The organism is Lignipirellula cremea (assembly GCF_056501455.1).
In genome coordinates this window covers 2988580-3004723 of record NZ_CM151415.1, presented here as the reverse complement: position 1 = coordinate 3004723, position 16144 = coordinate 2988580, and the positions used below count along the sequence as shown (strand labels likewise).

10 protein-coding genes are annotated in these 16144 nt (G+C 64.2%); 7 read left to right on the top strand and 3 right to left on the bottom strand.

The window, feature by feature from the left end; all coding sequences use genetic code 11:
• Positions 1-2: 2 nt before the first annotated feature.
• Both SH602x_RS11765 and SH602x_RS11760 read right to left on the bottom strand, forming a co-directional pair.
• The gene (locus SH602x_RS11765) at positions 3-1370 is read right to left on the bottom strand and encodes a transposase (protein WP_479472661.1); all 1368 of its coding nucleotides are present in this window, start codon (positions 1368-1370) and stop codon (positions 3-5) included.
• A 55-nt stretch (positions 1371-1425) separates the two neighbouring features.
• Entirely contained in the window at positions 1426-2307 is an 882-nt protein-coding gene (locus SH602x_RS11760; RefSeq protein WP_479477105.1) for a tetratricopeptide repeat protein, read from the bottom strand.
• Between the two features lie 431 nt (positions 2308-2738).
• On the opposite strand from SH602x_RS11760, the gene ppdK reads away from it, so the two are divergent.
• Entirely contained in the window at positions 2739-5453 is a 2715-nt protein-coding gene (gene ppdK / locus SH602x_RS11755; RefSeq protein ID WP_479476972.1) for a pyruvate, phosphate dikinase, read from the top strand.
• Between the two features lie 197 nt (positions 5454-5650).
• Here ppdK and SH602x_RS11750 read toward each other — a convergent pair whose 3' ends face one another.
• Complete coding sequence (locus tag SH602x_RS11750) at positions 5651-5881, bottom strand: hypothetical protein (RefSeq protein ID WP_479468258.1); 231 nt, start codon at positions 5879-5881, stop codon at positions 5651-5653.
• 577 nt (positions 5882-6458) lie between these two features.
• On the opposite strand from SH602x_RS11750, the gene SH602x_RS11745 reads away from it, so the two are divergent.
• From SH602x_RS11745 to SH602x_RS11720, 6 genes are all read left to right on the top strand, one after another.
• Complete coding sequence (locus SH602x_RS11745) at positions 6459-7964, top strand: hypothetical protein (protein ID WP_479476971.1); 1506 nt, start codon at positions 6459-6461, stop codon at positions 7962-7964.
• Positions 7965-8034: 70 nt separating this feature from the next.
• Positions 8035-8892 carry a hypothetical protein gene (locus SH602x_RS11740; protein WP_479476970.1) on the top strand — a complete coding sequence of 286 codons (858 nt, stop codon included), beginning with the start codon at positions 8035-8037 and terminating at the stop codon, positions 8890-8892.
• Between the two features lie 121 nt (positions 8893-9013).
• Complete coding sequence (locus SH602x_RS11735; protein WP_479476969.1) at positions 9014-9556, top strand: hypothetical protein; 543 nt, start codon at positions 9014-9016, stop codon at positions 9554-9556.
• Between the two features lie 132 nt (positions 9557-9688).
• Positions 9689-10852: a hypothetical protein gene (locus tag SH602x_RS11730; protein WP_479476968.1), complete on the top strand. Its 1164-nt coding sequence runs from the start codon at positions 9689-9691 to the stop codon at positions 10850-10852.
• 312 nt (positions 10853-11164) lie between these two features.
• A complete protein-coding gene (locus SH602x_RS11725; RefSeq protein ID WP_479476967.1) occupies positions 11165-12175 on the top strand; it encodes a polysaccharide lyase domain-containing protein in 1011 nt (336 codons plus the stop codon).
• 237 nt (positions 12176-12412) lie between these two features.
• Positions 12413-15748, top strand: coding sequence for a PVC-type heme-binding CxxCH protein (locus tag SH602x_RS11720; protein ID WP_479476966.1), 3336 nt, complete (start codon positions 12413-12415; stop codon positions 15746-15748).
• The last annotated feature ends 396 nt before the right edge of the window (positions 15749-16144 follow it).

Sequence of the window (16144 nt, the reverse complement as noted above, 5' to 3'; positions counted from 1 at the left end):
GTTCAAAAGGTCGCTGAGCGTCGAGGCATCAGGAGCGGGAGCCGGACGGCGACCGAGATGCTTAAGATCGCTCGATGCGATCCGACGGCGAAATCAGCGAAGCTGGAGAGCCCAAACGCGGCGGAAAGCGCTGCTCCCAGTTCTCCGAACTGTTTCGGCTTACCGGCGCCGAGGAGTTGGCGCAGGATCCGTCCCAAGTTGTAAGCGACGGCGGCGACGAGGTAGCGCTTGCGGATCTTGGCCAGCCCGCGAAGCCAGGTTCTCCTGCCGCCGCCCGTTTCGAGCACGTGCGCGAACGTCCGCTCGACCTTCTCGCTTCGTAGACGCTGCAGCCTGCGACCGCGACGTCCGCGCGCGTTCCGGCGATTGCGACGATAGGCCGCCTGACGACTCGGCGGCTTGCGTTTTCGCTTCCGAGACTTCGCTCGCTTCGGCTGCGGAATATACGTCCGCACGTGCGTCTCGTGCTGCAGCCGGTCGAGCGACTCTTCGCTGTGATAGCCCTTGTCCGCCGCGACCTCTTCCACGTCGCAGCCCGTGCCCGCCTCGCGCAGGTTCGTTCGCGCGGCGTTCACGGTATCTTCGATCGTCCGGCAGTCGCCGGCGGTCCCTTCGTAGACTTCCGCCGCGACGATCACGTCCGTCTCCAGATCGACGGCGTGTTCGACCTTGTACTTGAGATGCGTGCGACCGTCCTTCATCTTCCCGATCCGAGCGTCGGGATCGTGCGGATTGACCCACTCGTCGTTGGAGACCTTCTTGTCCTTCCGCTTCCTGTCGAAGCGGCGCAGCTCCTCGTCGTCCGGGTCGCTTACGCCCGTTTCGGCTTCGTAGAGCTTGCGAACGTACTCCTGCCAGTCGTCGCCGTTCTCCCGGCGGACGATCGACTTCATCGAAGCGTTCGCTTCGAGATCGCTGGCGTCGACGCCGAGCGTTTTGCCCTTGAGCAGACCCTTCTCGTGGCAGAGGCCGAGAACCAGGTCGAACGCGAGCTGATGGATCTCCAGCGGCAGCCGGTTTCGCGTCAGCGTGAGCGTCGAATGGTCCGGCGTCTCCTCGCCGGGACCGAAGCCCAGGAAACGGGCCAGCGAGCGACTGTCGTCGCAGCGCCAGGCGATGCCGCGCTGGCTGTCGATCCCCTCGAAGTAACCGATGAACAGCATCCGGAAGTAGACGCCCGGCGCCAGGCTCTTTCGCCCCGTCGTTTCGTAGTACGGAGCGGCCGCCTCTTCGAGCCGTCCGTCGAATTCGATCTCGGCCAGCAGCCCGTTCAGACGGTCGTAGAAGACGTTTCGCGGACCGCTCCCCAGCTTGTCCGTCGGAACCCAGAACGTCCCCTGCGTCTCCCGCTTCCGCTTGCCCAAGCCCATCGCGATTCCTCCCCCGCGTCGAGATCACGCGAGGATAGCGCAGGCAGGGCGAAAATCAACGGGCTGTTAGATCACGGATCGCGGCGTCCTCTTCGTCGTTCAGGGCACGAAGAATTCCTCGCAGAAAATACGCGTCGGAATTCTCCGCCTCGATACGAATCGCGGCATCCAGTTCGGCGAGAACTTCGGCGATCCGCCGATCGGCGTCATCGCCCATCGCATATTCGACCAGCGCCGGACCGCTGACGCCGTTCTCTCTCGCGATCTGATCCAGTCGCAAGAACGGGAGCATCTTCGCGTACGCTCGGAAAAACGGTACGCGCGGGAATTCCGGATCCAGTTCGAGCATCTTGTCGCAATCGGCGAGAATGGCGGATTCGGCTTTTCCGTCGATTTCGCTTCCGGGTTTGGTAGCCCTGCGGATAAACGCCATCGCTCGACCCGAGTAAGCGACCGGATTTCCAGGAGCCAGTCGGACGGCTTCTTCAAAATCCGCGATGGCCAGGTCGTACTCGCCTTTTTCGAGTCGGGCTCCGCCTCGATTGCCGTAAGTCATCGCATTCTGAGGGTCCAGTCGAATCGACTCCGTAAATTCGCCGACGGCGTCGTCGTACTCTTTCTTCGCGCGATGCACGTCTCCTCGGACAGACCGGACCCAAGCAGACTCCGGATCAAGCAGCTTCGCCTTTTCAGCATCGGTTTCCGCTCGTTCTAGGTCGCCATCGCCTGCACGATAAGAATACGTTATGGCCCGCGAAGCCAACGTCTTCGCGTCGTTAGGGTGTCCCTGAAGATATTTCGTATACGCGGCGATCGCGCCGTCCCAGTCCGACTCGCGATAAGCCGCGTCGCCTACCTCCAGATCGTCGCCGAACGCGAGAATCGGTGCGATCGACGTCGCCGCGACGACGCATAGAAGGAGGGACGAATTCGCCATGACGATGCCGTTCACGGAAGCGCTCCGCACAAAGAATCAGTGGCGGCGACAGGTTAACGAGAATCGCCGATTCTACCGTCGACGAGTGGAGCATTGCCGTGCCGCACGAATTCGACCTCGTTTCGCTTCGGCGAGAGGCCCTGTCGGGAAGATTGGGCGAAGCTCCGTGAGTTTTCGCTCTTTGCGGGAATTCCTTGGTCGAATTCCCCGCCTTCCCATCGCACGTCAGGGCGTCGCGACGCCCTCCGCGTCGATCGGTTGACGCAACGGGGGGGTCGCTTTAGACTTCGCGGTTTCATCCGGGCGAGCCGGTCGCGCAAAGTCTGCGCCCGCAGCTCCCTTTTTCCGCCCGGATGCTCGTTCCGGACGTTTCGAGGAAGCTCCCGCTCCCTCGCTCGCAGACCGGTCGAACCGCACTCGAAGGCTCATTCATGGCGAAGAAAAGCTCGGTCGAACTCTACTACTTCGGCAAAACCCGCACCGATCGCAACGGACCCGACGGCAAGCCCGTCGGCAAGGACATCCTCGGCGGCAAGGGACTCAACCTGGCCGAGATGACGTCGATCGGGCTGCCGGTGCCTCCGGGCTTCACGATCCCGACGACGGTCTGCGACGCCTACTACAAGAACGGCAAGAAGCTCCCCGCCGGCATGATGGAAGGGGTCGCCGAACAGATCGCGACCCTCGAAAAGGAACTGGGCAAGAAGTTCGGCGATTCCAAGAGCCCGCTGCTCGTTTCGGTCCGCTCCGGCGCCGCCGTCTCGATGCCGGGCATGATGAACACGATCCTGAACCTCGGCCTGACGGACGAGTCGGTCAAGGGTCTGTTCGAAGCGGGCGAGCGCTTCGCCTACGACTCGTATCGCCGCCTGATCAACATGTTCGGCGACGTCGTAATGGAAGTCGGTCACCATCACTACGAGGCCGAGTTCGCCAAGATCAAGAAGAAGTACAAGGTCGAAGTCGATACCGACGTCCCGACCGAAGGGATGAAGGAACTCTGCGAGGCCTATAAGAAGGTCTACAAGCACGCCACGGGCGAAGACTTCCCGCAGGATCCGATGGTTCAGCTCGAACGGGCCATCGAGGCCGTCTTCAAGAGCTGGATGCAGAACCGGGCCGTCCGCTATCGCGAGATCGAAGGGATCCGCGGCCTGCTCGGCACCGCCGTCAACGTCCAGTCGATGGTCTACGGCAACATGGGCGACGACAGCGCCACGGGCGTCGCCTTCACCCGCGATCCGTCGACCGGCAAGAACGAGTTCTGGGGCGAGTACCTGGTCAACGCCCAGGGCGAAGACGTCGTCGCGGGCATCCGCACCGGCATCCCCGTCGCCCAGATGGCGAAGTGGAACAAGAAGAGCCATGCCGAGCTGATCGACATCAAGCACAAGCTGGAAGCCCACTACAAGGACGTGCAGGACATCGAGTTCACCGTCGAGAAGGGCGTCCTCTTCATGCTGCAGACCCGTTCCGGCAAGCGGAACGGCATCGCCGCGGTGAAGATCGCCGTCGACATGGTCAACGAGAAGCTGATCGACAAGGAGACGGCCCTGCTACGCGTTCCCGCGGGCGACCTGATCCAGTGCATGCTCCCCAGCTTCGAACCCTCCGACAAGAAGAAGGCGACGACCATCGCCAAGGGTCTGCCCGCTTCGCCCGGCGCGGCGGTCGGCTTCCCCGTCTTCAGCGCGGCCGAAGCGGTCAAGTTCGTCGACGGCGAACAGAAGAAGGTCGACGAGGCGGCGCAGGGCGGCACCAAGTACAAGGCCCGCAAGTGCATCCTGGTCCGCACCGAAACGAGCCCTGAAGATATCGACGGCATGCACGTCGCCGAAGGCATCCTCACCAGCACGGGCGGCATGACCAGCCACGCGGCGGTCGTCGCCCGCGGTTGGGGTCGCTGCTGCGTCGCGGGCGCCGGCGACATCTCCATCGACGAGAAGGCCGGCAAGTTCACCGTCGGCGGCAAGTCCTACACCGGCAAGGACGTCATCAGCATCGACGGCGCCACGGGCGAAGTCATGCTCGGCGAGGTTCCCCGCAAGGAGCCGAAGCTGTCGGGCGACTTCAAGCAGATCATGGACTGGTCGAACGAGTACCGCCGCCTGGGCGTTCGCACCAACGCCGACACGCCGGAAGACGCCAAGCGTGCCGTCGAGTTCGGCGCCGAGGGCATCGGCCTCTGCCGGACCGAGCACATGTTCTTCGAGGAAGACCGCATCAGCTCGATGCGGGAGATGATCCTCGCGGAGAACCTGGAAGACCGTCAGAAGGCGCTGACCAAGCTGCTGCCCCATCAGCGAAAGGACTTCGAAGGCATCTTCAAGGCGATGGCCGGCAAGCCCGTCACCATCCGCCTGCTGGATCCGCCCCTCCACGAATTCCTCCCGCACGACGCCAAGGCCCAGAAAGAACTGGCCGAGACGCTCGGCGTGAAGGCCCAGCAGATCGCGGCTCGCGTCAAGCAACTGCACGAGTCCAACCCGATGCTCGGTCATCGCGGTTGCCGCCTGTCGGTCAGCTATCCCGAGATCCTCGTGATGCAGGTCACGGCGATCGTCGAGGCGGCGATCAACATGCAGAAGAAGGGCATCGAAGTGCTGCCCGAGATCATGATCCCGCTCGTCGGCACGCGGGCCGAGCTGACGCTGCTGCGCGGCAAGACGCAGGAGACGATCGACGCCGTCAAGGCGGCGAAGAAGTACGACGGCAAGCTGGACATCAAGATCGGCACGATGATCGAGGTGCCCCGCGCGGCCCTCACCGCCGACGAGATCGCCAAGGACGCCGACTTCTTCAGCTTCGGCACGAACGACCTGACGCAGATGACGTTCGGCTTCAGCCGCGACGACATCAACAGCTTCCTGCCGAGCTACCGCAAGCTCGATCTGCTGCACGAGGATCCGTTCGCCTCGCTCGACCAGAGCGGCGTGGGCCAGCTCGTCGCGATGGGCGTCCAGAAGGGTCGCAAAACCAAGAAGGACCTCAAGGTCGGCATCTGCGGCGAGCACGGCGGCGATCCCGCCTCGGTCGCCTTCTGCGAGTCGGTCGGCCTCGACTACGTCTCGTGCTCCCCCTTCCGCGTCCCCACCGCCCGCCTCGCCGCCGCCCAGGCCGCGATCAAGGCGAAGAAGAGCAAGTAGCTCTTCCTCCCGTAGGGCAGGCGCCCCGCCTGCCACGACGCGAAGTCGAACCTGAAACCATGAAAGCCGTCCTCGATGAGAGGGCGGCTTTTTTCGTGTATCGATCTCTGAGTTCGTGAGATACTCGCACGACTCGACGAGCTTGCTATATCTGCGATGCAGCGGAGATGGCGATTCGAGCTTACGTCTCAACGAGCCTACTCAGAATGATTCCACCAGGCGTTCAGCGCCGAGTCGCCCATCTGGACGTCGTCGGCGGCATGGTCTTTCCAATGTCGGTTTCGTATTGGCACGACGGTGATTCGCGGTTCCGATGGATCGAGCGGCGGTCGCAGGCTGAACCGGTTCTGATCGGCGGCGGCGACGCGTTGTCGATAGACGCCGACAGCGACGCCACGATCTCCGCACCCGAGGGAGGGATCGTTCACGTTAACGGCGACCTGAATGCTGGCCTAAAGATCGGAGGCCATCACGAAGCGATCATCTGCGGCGATGTTCCGAAGTCCTCGACCATCGAGGCATCCGGCTTTCATCATGTCTACGTCGGCGGTTCGGTTCACGGGACGATCGTCGCTTCCGGATCGTCGAAGATCTGGATCGACGGCGACTTCACGGGCTCGCTGGCGACCGGCAGTCCTTCGACTCATCTATCCATTTTGGGCGACTTTGCCGGTAGCGTCTCGCCGACTGAGCGGGCGGCGCTTCTCTGGATCGCGGTCGGCGGTTACGCATCGCATGACGCAGTGTCGGCGATCGCGGCGATAGGCTACACGCAGTTCAACGCGACCGTCGGGCGAAGCGATGTCCCCGCAGGCTTGTATCCGAAAGGCTCAGGCCGACGAAGTACGGAACGCGGAAACAGCTTCTCTCGGTGGTGCGTTATTTCGCAGGACGACGCCGTCCCAGCGTCTCGTCGGAGCCGCATCGGCGATCCAGGTTCAGCTTCGTAGGATCGGCGCTCGCCCCCGCGTTCTCATTGGATGGGATCTCTTGCCTTGGACGCATATGCTTCGCTGGCTTCGTAAATCGCGGTGGTTCGTGCCTCGGTTCGGCATGCTGTGGATGGCGGTCGGGATGCTGCTGTTCATCAGCGCGGCGGGCTGGTGGAAGTTTCACCGCGACCTGTACGTCGAAGAGCGCGACGCAGTCCGGAGGCTGAACGAGGCCGGCGGAAAGGTCACCGTACGTCGTAGCGTGTCCACCCTTCCCTGGACCGCTGTCGACGAGGAGCCCGACGCGATTCCGTGGAATGCGCCGCTGCTTCCGCCGATCGACCGGATCTACGTCGAAAGCGACGTTCCGCGAGAAGCTCGCGACGTCGTGCTGGCCCTTCCGCGTCTGACGTCGTTCTCGCGACTTAACTCCAATACAGTCGTCTCCCCGATAGTCGTCTCCCCGGTCGTCTTCGATTTCGAGGCCTACCTCGGACGTCCCCTGCCGGAGTTGCCGCCGGAGACGCTCGAACACGACGCGGTCGACGCGCCGTTTTCGGAAGGCGAACCGGTCGATGCGGCAGAAGCCGATCGCGTCGCGTCCGCGATTCGCGAAGCGTGGAGTCGGGATCCGGCGCCCCCTCGTTATCTGCTCTTCTGCCGAGGCCGCGACGTCAGCGGTAGGCCGTTCGGATTTTCGGCAGGCACGCACGTCCACGTCGTCGAGCCCGATCGCCGATTCCATTTCACGTTCGCCGACGAACGGCGATACAATCCCGAGCGCGCGATCGTCCTTTCCGACGGAGTCTGTTACGACGTCGATAACATCGCTCCAAGCTGGCAGAAACAGAGTCGCGAGACGGGCATGACCGTCCGTCACCTCGACGAGACCATGCGTCGCTATCCGGAAGAGGACTTTCCGTATCTGGCGGTGGATTTCAACGCGTTTCGGCTCGTCACGCAGGCGATCGCGGCGATGCCGGAGTTGAAGCTGAAACGGGTCGCTCGAATCGACGACGTGCGTTACCGGGTCGACTTCGAGCCCTTCGTCGCTCCGCTGGGCAAGGAAGAGGGCTGGGACCGCTACTTCACTGCCGATCCACGGGTCGAAGCGTGGACCTGCGTGCTGCGATCGGATCTCGGTTGGGCGCCCGAGGAGTCGAGGATCGTCCAGGCATTGCAGTACGCACCGGCGACGACGCCGACGAAGTACGTTCGCCGCGTCGTCCAGCGCTACGTCGTCGAGGGGGGCTCGCCCCTGTTGACGGAACGTCACGCTCTGGACGGCGTCGAAACGCCTGCCGGTTTCGCGGAGAGCGGGCGAATGCACTACCTCTATGCCCGCGAGAGCGACCCTGTCTATGCGGAGCATATCTTCGATCCGCTCTCGCTCGATCCAGATCCCTGGCCGGCGCCCCGAGAGCTTCCCTGGCTGCGGTGGTATCGCGTCACGTTCGCCGTGACATGCGTTCTCGGTCTCTATCTCGTCGGTCGACGGCGGTGGAAGCCGAACGTACGGCCCGACTCGCAGAACGGATTGAAGGATCCTCCGCGGGACGATGGCGCGGTCGCCTCGTAGAAGTCTCCGTCCGGCGGCAGTCGCAGATTGGCCGGGCTGATCGACGGCGTGCGAAGTTAGAATCTCGGCCATGACCGACCTCCTTCCCGCCCTCCACGCCATCCTCCGAACTCTCCACATCGTCGGCGGATCGGCGGGGCTCGCGCTCTTTTGGGTGATCATCGCGCTGCCGAAGGGATCGCGGACGCATGTCCGATGCGGGAAGGCGTTCGCGGTAATCGTCTGGATCGTCGGAAGTTCGGCGGTCGTCAGCTGCGCGTGGGCGCTCGCTCATCCCGACAGCTTCGCGCGGATCGCGCCCGACGCCGCGAACGGCGCGACGCTGCGAGAGATCTATCGGTTCATCTTCGCCATTCTGCTCTACCTGGCGCTGGCGACCATGACGGGCGCTCTGTTCGGGACGAAGATGGTCCGCGAACGGGCGCGGCACGAAGCCCTGCGGAGGACGTCCCTTCCGATCTGGATTGCGCTGACCGGCATCTGTGCGGCGGGGCTCGCGGCGTTCGGGGCGTGGATGCTGGCGACGAAGGACTCGACCGGCGGCATGCCCTGGGCGGCGTACTTCGTGCCGATCGCCGTCGGCGGAATCGGCGTCGCGGTCGCAATAGGCCAGCGCCGCTATGTCTTCGGCCCGCCGCCGGGGCGCGGCGAATGGCTCTACCAGCACGTCGGGAACCTGTGCGGCACGGGCGTCGCCTTTCATACTGCGTTTCTGGTGTTCGGCGTGAATCGGCTATTCGAGTATCAGTTGCCCGGCGCGTTGGCCCTGATGCCTTGGGTCGGCCCACCCGTCATCGGCATGTCGCTAACCGCCCTCTACGTTCGTCGCCTGCGACGCCAGGCTCGGGCGTCCTCCGTTTCGCAATCGACCGACGAACCGACTCGCCGCGAACGCAGCAAATTCGACAACCGCCTCCCGACCGACTAAAAGAATCGAGTTCGCCTGCCTGACGTTCGCCGAGCGGGGCGCCGGCGGCGGGCGAACGGCGTGCGGGTCCTCTCCGCCGCGGTTTCGTTTCGGAAGGCGTGAGTCGTTGAGAGGAACCTGCATGAACCGTCTGTCGCTGGCGATCGGCTTCGCCATGGCTCTTTCCGTTCAGGCCTTCGCCTGGGGCGAGGAAGGCGCTCCGCCGCTGCACGAGAAGCTGAAGGTCTTCGAGCCGCTGCTGGGCAAGACGTATAAGGGCGAGTTCGCGAACTCGACGCCCGAGAAGCCGGTGTTCGACGTCTCCAAATGGGAGCGGGCGCTGAACGGTCAGGCGGTCCGCACGCTCCACTCGGTCAACGACGGCCAGTACGGCGGCGAATCGATCATCATGTGGGACGCCAAGGAAGAGCGGCTCGTCTGCTGGTACTTCACCACTGCCGGGTTTTTCACTAAGGGGACGCTGGAGATCGACGGCGATACCTGGACGAGCGTCGAAGAAGTGACCGGCAGCGCGAACGGCGTCACGAAGGTGAAGTCCGTCGCGACGGTTCTGGAATCCGGGGAGATGCGGACCGAGGCCCAGTACCTGATCGACGGCGAGTGGAAGCCGGGCCATTCCATCAGCTACAAACCGGCGCCGGACGCGGAAGTGATCTTCAAATAGCGGGGCGTCGTGGGGACGCCCGTCGGTCGAGGATCTGTCCTGCAAGCGAACCCTGAACGTCGCGGACGGTCGACTCACTGGTAGTAGCGAGTCGATTCGCGCGAGCAGGATCCTTCGAGAAGGGGCAGAGACATGACGGACGAAGCGTCGGGGGACTTGCCGCCCGATCCTGCGATCACGAAGGAGCTCTTCGCCCGCTGGCAGGACGCGAAGCGGGGCACCAGGCCGGCGGAGAACCTGACCAATCCGGTCTGGGTCTGGCTCTTTCGCGGTCAGATCGATCCGTACCAGGCGAACGAGCGCTTCGGAACCGGGCCGACGTTCCCCGAGCGGCCTCGCTGGGCGGGCAACCGCATGGGGCAGACGACGACCGGGCTCTCCGACGGGCGGGAGTTCTGGATCGCCGGCGAGCACGAGGACTACTACGACCCCGACTTCTACATCTACAACGACGTCGTGATCCGGCATCCCGACGATCGCGTGGAAATCTTCGGCTGGCCCGAGGCGGACTTTCCGCCGACCGACTTCCATACCGCGACCGCCGTCGACGACGACCGGGCGATCGTGATCGTCGGAAACCTGGGCTATCCCGACGACCGTCGTCGCGGCGAGACGCAGGTCCTGCGGCTCGATACCCGGACGCTGGCGATCGAGCGGATCGACGCGACCGGCGACGGCCCCGGCTGGATCGACCGGCACGAGGCGACGCTCTCCTCCGACGGGCATAGCCTGACGATCGCCGGCGGACTGGTCGATCGGGAGGAGGGCCTCGTCGAGAACATCGACGAGTGGAAGCTCGACCTCCACGACTGGCGCTGGACGCGACTGACGGAGCGACGCTGGCCCCGCGCGCGAATCCGCCGCCGCGACGGAGAAATGCTCCATCTGTTCGACTACTGGCGGATGCGGATGAGCCCGGGGTGCTCCTACCTCGACGCGCTGCCGCCCGAGGCGCAGATGCCCGAATTGCAGGCGGCGCTCGACCTCCTCGGGAAGCTGCCGACGCTGGAGGAACAGTTCGGGATGCCGCCCGATCTGGAACTGTTCGAACGCCTGTACGAGCCGGCGATTCCGTTCGAACCGCTACCGAACGACGAGGAGGCCGCCGACTACGACACGACGCGAATCGTCGTCGACGGAGTCGTGGTCCGTTTCGTGCAGGGAATGTCCGACGTGAGCCTGACCGTCGAAGGAGCCCTCTCCCGCCCGACGTTGGAGGGGCTGGCGGAGGAACTGCGAAGCAAGCTTTCGCGGCTGGAGAACAGCGACTGCGAGATCGTCTGGATCGGCGATTAGGCGCCGCCTGTTCAGGCTCATCGCAAGTTCCGGCAGTTACCCCGCGACAGAACCGGTTCGCGGGCGTCGGGTTAACGCGAACTGCGAAGGTCATTCCCCGGGGGGTTCCCGCGGTACAATTGCGGCGTCTGGGCGACGGAAGCCGCCCGTGGTCGCCGGTTGCGGGAAGGAACCTCTCCGCACACGCCGGCGCTTCTCGTGCACGATCGCTGCCGCCGCGGCGATTTCGTCCCGCCTCTCCCCGCCGGTCCTGAGGGCCGTTCATCGACTCGACCTGCATCGTCTGCATACCGCGCTGGATAGGCTGTTTTGATGAACTTTCGATGGATCGCGGTCGGCGTGCCGTCTCTCTTCCTCGTCGCGGTCGCGACGGCGGACGCGCAGGCGGGGCTGACGTATTCGGGCGAGACGAAGTGGGTACCGGAGTCGGGGACGCTGACCTTTGTTTCGTCGGGGTCCATGCCGGAGACGAAGGAGGGGTTCTACTGGAACGTGCCGGCGGACGTGAAGAAGATCGTCGTCGCGAAGGAGGTGCGCATGACGGGCGCCTTCCGGATCGCGTATCGCGAGCCGACGAATCTGCTCAGGATCGAGGGCGAGGATCGACGCACGTCCGTGATCTACGGCACCGACGAGCAGGCGTGGTCCGCGAAACAAGGGATCGGAGATAACGAGAAGTGGAAGTACGGCGCCGTCTGCGTAATGCAGGACGCAACGGTCCATCTGTCGAACCTAACGTCGCTCAATCCGCGGGCGTACAATGTCTCCGGCTATGCGAACAAGTCGATCCTGCACGTCAGCGAGTGCGACCTGATCGACGATCGACCGGGCGACAACAACAACAGCGACGGCTTCATCGGGTCGGCCGGATCGTCCATTCGCGACAGCTTGATCAGCACGTCCGACGACGGGATCAAGATCTATCACGCTATGACGATCGCGAACGTCGTGATTCGTCATCGACGCAACGGCGCCCCGATTCAATTCGGCTGGGGCGGCGAGAACGATACGGCTACCGCGTCGATCGAAAACCTGACCATCGAGGGAGTCGATCCGGAGGGGCGATACAACTTGGCCCCCTTCAGTTGGCAGGGGGGAAAGTCGGGCGTGCGCAATGTGACGATCAAAGGTCTGAAGATCCGTCTGGCGGGCGAGATCTACGATTCCGAACAGGGTCGCTGGGAACCGATCGGGCTGTTTTGGCTCGAGCCCGCTGGCTGCACGCTGAACCTGACAATCGACGGGCTGGATTCCGATCTCGACCGCTATGGCCGTCGCGCGACGCTCGGAACGATCGCGATCGACGGCGAAACGCTGCGGTAGTTCGCCCGACCGATCGAGGTTGGCCGAGGATCCCGTCCGGGAAACGGCTCGCGCGAAAAGGGTTTTTCGTGCGGTCGCGTGGTACAATTGCGGCGTCTGGGCGACGGAAGCCGCCCACGGTCGCCGGTTGCGGGAAGGATCTTCTCCGCACACGCCGGCGCTTCTCGTGCAGGACCGCTGCCGCGGCAGCGATCACGTCCCGCCCCTCCCCGCCTGTCCGTTTCCCTGAGGTAATCGATGCGCCGAGCGTATCCGCTGAGCGCCGCCGGTTTCGCCCTGGCCCTGGCCGGTCTGACCGTCGCCGCGTTCGCTCTCCGTCCCGCGACGAATCCCGTTCACGCCGACGAGCCGGCCGCGACTCCCGCGACGGCAGCCGGGGGCGAGCAAGAGGCCGGCGAGAGTTCCGCCGCGCCTGCCCTGCAAGTGAAGAAGCACGAACGGATCGCGCTGACCGGCAACGCGCTGGCGCAGCGGATGAGCCTGTTCGGCAACTTCGAAACGCTGCTCCATTCGCGGATGCCGGAGCAGGAGATCGTCTTCCGCAACTTCGGCTGGCCCGCGGACGAGGTCGGCAATCAACAGCGTCCGAACAGCTACACCACGATCGACGATCCGCTGGTCGTGTACGGGCCGGAGACGTTCCTTTGCTTCTTCGGTTTCAACGAATCGTTCGCGGGCGAAGCGGGCGTGCCGCTGTTCACGCAGCGATACGCCGCCTACCTCGACGACCTGTCGAAGCGATTTCAGCGTGAGGGGAAAGCGCCGCAGTTCGTGCTCGTCTCGCCGATCGCGTTCGAGCCGACGGGCAACCGTCTGCAGCCGACCGGCGAGCAGGAGAACGCGAACCTGGCCCTCTATACGGAAGCGATCGCGGAGTTCGCTGCCGAACGGAACCTGCCCTTCGTCGACCTCTACAACCCCACGCTGCAACTCTTCGCCGAAGAGGCGGGCGCCCAGTTCACGATCGACGGCTGTCACCTGAACGAAGCGGGCGATCTGCTCGTCGCGCAGCTTCTCGATTCGTCGCTGTTCGCGGGAGAGAACCCCGCCGAGATCGGGAGCGACGCGTACGAGAAGCTTCGCGCCGCAGTCAACGAAAAGTCGTGGGTCCACGAGAACGATTACCGCATGCTCAACGGCTGGTACGTCTACGGCGGTCGCCGGACGTACGACACGGAGACGTTCCCCCTTGAATACAAAAAGATCCGCGCGATGGCCGCGGTTCGCGATCGCTACACCTGGGACATCGCGCAGGGCAAGACCGTGCCCGAGGTTCCGGACGACTCGAACACGGGCGAGCTGATCGTTCCGGAGACGGGCGTCGGTCGCCACTTCCCGCGGGCCGAACCGAAGGAGCTGTACTATCCGACGCCCGAAGAGGCGATCGCGATGATGACCGTCCCGGAGGGGATGAAGGTCACCTGCTTCGCGTCGGAACTGGAGTTCCCGGAACTGGCCAAGCCGTGCCAGATCGAGTTCGACTCGAAGGGACGCCTGTGGGCGGCCTGCATGCCGAACTATCCGCAGTGGCGTCCCGGCGATCCCCGGCCGGACGACCGGCTGCTGATCTTCGAGGATACAGACAAGGACGGCAAAGCGGACGAGGTGAAGGTCTTCTACGACAAGCTCATCTGCCCGACCGGTTTCGAATTCTGGAACGGCGGCGTCCTCGTCGTCGACGAGCCGCACATCCTGTTCCTGAAGGACACCGACGGCGACGACGTCGCGGACGAGGTGACGCACGTCATCGACGGCTTCGCGACCGACGACACGCACCACACCGTCGGCGCTTGGGAATGGTCGCACGGCGGACAGCTTTACATGCTGGAAGGCGTATCGCTCTCCACGACGGTCGAAACCCCCTGGGGACCGTTCCGCAACCGCAACACCGCGGGCGTCTACGTCTGGGATCCGATCACGCTGAAGGTCCGTCGCTTCCAGACGCCGGGCTACGGCAACCCCTGGTGCATGGTCTTCGATGAATGGGGTCAGGAGATCGTCGGCGACGGCACCAACGCCAAGCAGCATTGGGGGAGCCCTCTCTCCGGCGCCGATCCGATCACCCGCGCCACGACCGAGCCGATCTTCGACAACGAGGGGATGCGGCCCGCGGTGGGGAGCGACTTCCTGACGTCGCGGCACCTGCCCGACGAGATGCAGGGGCAGTTCATCTACGCCTGCGTGATCAACATGAACGGCATGCCCCGTTTCACGGTCGGCGACGATCCGAAGAGCGCGGGCCTGACCGGCAAGCGGGTCGCCGATCTGCTCGCGTCGACGGACAAGGTCTTCCGTCCCGTCGATCCGAAAATCGGACCCGACGGAGCGATCTGGTTCGGCGACTGGTGCAACGCGCTGATCGGGCACATGCAGTACTCGCAGCGCGATCCCGCCCGCGACAAAACCCGCGGTCGCATCTATCGGTTGACGAACGAGAACAAGCCGCTGCTCGATCTGCCGACGCAGGCGGAGAAGTCGATTCCGGAACTGCTCGACCAGCTTCGCGAGTACGAACCGCGGACGCGCTACCGCGCCCGACGGGAGCTGCGCGATCGCGACATGGCGGAGGTTCTCTCCGCGGTCGACGCCTGGGTCGCGAAGCTCGATCCGCAGGCCGACGATCACCAGCGCGCCCTGTGCGAAGCTCTCTGGATTCAGGAGAGCTTCCGACAGGTCGACCCGGCCCTGCTGGCGCGACTTCTGAAGTCGCCCGACTTCCATGCCAGGACCGCGGCGACGCATGTCGTGGCGAACGAGTGGGAGCGGATCGACGGATCGCTCGTGCTGCTGGAACAGTCGCTGCGCGACGAGCATCCCCGCGTGCGGCTGGAAGCTCTCCGCGGCATCAGCTTCTTCAAGACGCCCGAGGCGGCGCGGATCGCGCTCTCGGTCGTTTCGATGCCGATGGACGACTGGCTCGGCTACACGCTCCACCACACGCTGCTTGCGATGCGTCCCGTCTGGGAGCCGAGCCACGTGAAGGGCGAGTTCCTGACGGGCGCAACGGACGCGGAGACGAAGCGCTTCGCGGAGTTCCTCGAAAAGCTCGGCCCCAGCGTGAAGGCCATTCCGTTCCTGCAGACCCTGGCCAACCCTGACGCCCCCGCGGAGAACCGCGAGAAGGCGCTTCAATCGCTGGTCAGCATGGAAGGGGACGCTCGCAACGGCGGCCTCGTCTACCAGCGGGTCTGTTCGGTCTGCCACACGATGGGGACGCAGGGGGTGAACTTCGGCCCCGCGCTCGACCAGATCGACCGGAAGAAGCGGGGCGCCGAGCTGCGTCGCTTCGTCCTGCACTCGATCATCGAGCCCAACGCCGAGATTCAGGAGAAGTATCGCACTGTCAAGATCATTACCTCGGACGGTCGCGTCGTGACCGGGTTCATCGAGAAGGAGACCGACGACGTCCTCACGGTCCGCGAAGCGGGCGGAAAGGTCCGCGAGCTTCCGAAGGACGAGATCGAGCAACGCATCCTCGATACGGTCAGCTCGATGCCGGAAGGCCTCGGCTTCTCGATCTCGCCGAGCGAGTTGCTCGACCTGACCGCGTACCTCGAGGCGCAGAACAAGTAGCCGCGACGCTGCCTGCAAATTGAAAAGCGGACCGAGCGCTCGCTGAGCGACCGGTCCGATCGATCCGAAACCCGCTGAACAGCCACCCTGCTGTCGGCGGGTTTTTTCGTAGCGTGTCCGATCGGTTCGGAAGCGGGCCCGGAAATTATCCGTGAGCTCCTGTAAGGATCTGCTGCGACAAGACGGACTCCCACCTCGACTTTTCTTCCGTGCCATCCCGACCGATGTATGCGAATTCACCGAACATGAAATTTGCGGAACGTCGGCGACACAGAAGGGTCCGCCAATGACCGACTAGGGGGCGTTGATTCACGCAAGGCCACGACAGCCGCTGACCACCGGAGAATCTACTAAGGTCGTGATCGAATCTTAACGATCCGTCCAGGTGGTCGAGGC